Raw genomic sequence first — 1,030 nt, 5'->3', positions numbered from 1 at the left:
TGGTCTCCGGTGACCGGCCGCAGGCTCTGATGGAACAGCAGCAGGATCAGTTCGCCTTCTACGACGGCGGAATCGCCGATCCGAGCCACCTCGGGGTCGGTGCGGATGTAACCCTGGTGCCCTTGGTGTCTGGTAGCTGGAGCACGATCTTCACCTGGACCGGAGAAGCAGAGATGCCCGCCGCGGAGCGGGACAAGCTGCACAACATCGTGGATCAAGCGCATGCGGCGGGCCAGCGGGTGCGGTTCTGGGCGACACCGGACGCTCCCGGCGCGCGGCGTGAAGCGGTCTGGCGGGAACTCGTCGCCGCCGATGTGGACCACATCAGCACCGACGACCTAGCAGGACTGGAAGCCTTCCTCCGCGAGCAGTAACCACGCGATGAGCGCCGAGTCCGACCGTGACGAACAAAGGCGCGAAACCCGCTGGCGTGATCGTTCGGTATCGATGTTGCCGCCGGAGACGATCACGCCAACCCGTTGACCGGGTAGTTCCACCCGCTTGGAGAGAAGGGCGGCGATGCCTGCCGCCCCGGTGGGCTCCACGGCAATCTTCATCCGCTCGTAGAGGAATACCATCGCCGCGATGAGTTCGTCATCGCTGACTAACACGATCTCGTCCAACAGGTGTCGATTCACGTTGAATGTCAGCTCGCCGGGGATCTCCGTCGCCTGGGCGTCCGCGATCGTTCTCGGCACCTTGATGCGCACCCGTTTGCCGGCGGTCAGCGAACGCTTGGTGTCATCGCCTGCGACCGGCTCCACGCCGACCACCCGGGCTCCCGGCGAGAGCGCGGCCACCGCAGTCGCACAGCCGGCCATCAGCCCGCCGCCGCCCACGGGCGCCAGGAAAGCGTCCAGCCGACCGACCTCCTCGACCAGTTCCAGCGCGGTAGTGCCCTGGCCGGCCATTACGGCGGGGTGATCGAATGGCGGGACAACCGTCAGGCCGCGATCGGCGGCCAATGCCTCGCCGATGGCGACGCGGTCGCCGGTGTAGCGGTCGTAGGTGACCACCTCGGCGCCGTACT

The 1,030-nt window shown here is 66.9% G+C and carries 2 protein-coding genes; one reads left to right on the top strand and one right to left on the bottom strand.

Going from position 1 to position 1,030, the window contains the following annotated elements:
• On the top strand, positions 1 to 374 hold a 374-nt coding region (locus tag NA4_RS38340), incomplete at its 5' end, for a PI-PLC domain-containing protein (protein WP_218022543.1).
• Here the strand turns inward: NA4_RS38340 and NA4_RS38335 are convergent.
• On the bottom strand, positions 339 to 1,030 hold a 692-nt coding region (locus tag NA4_RS38335), incomplete at its 5' end, for a pyridoxal-phosphate dependent enzyme (RefSeq protein WP_157129596.1). The genes NA4_RS38340 and NA4_RS38335 overlap by 36 nt on opposite strands.

Origin of the sequence: Nocardia amamiensis NBRC 102102 (assembly GCF_001612745.1) — a bacterium.
Lineage (GTDB): Bacteria > Actinomycetota > Actinomycetes > Mycobacteriales > Mycobacteriaceae > Nocardia > Nocardia amamiensis.
The sequence above is the reverse complement of the archived record's forward strand: the minus strand, read 5'-3'. Positions and strand labels throughout refer to the sequence as shown.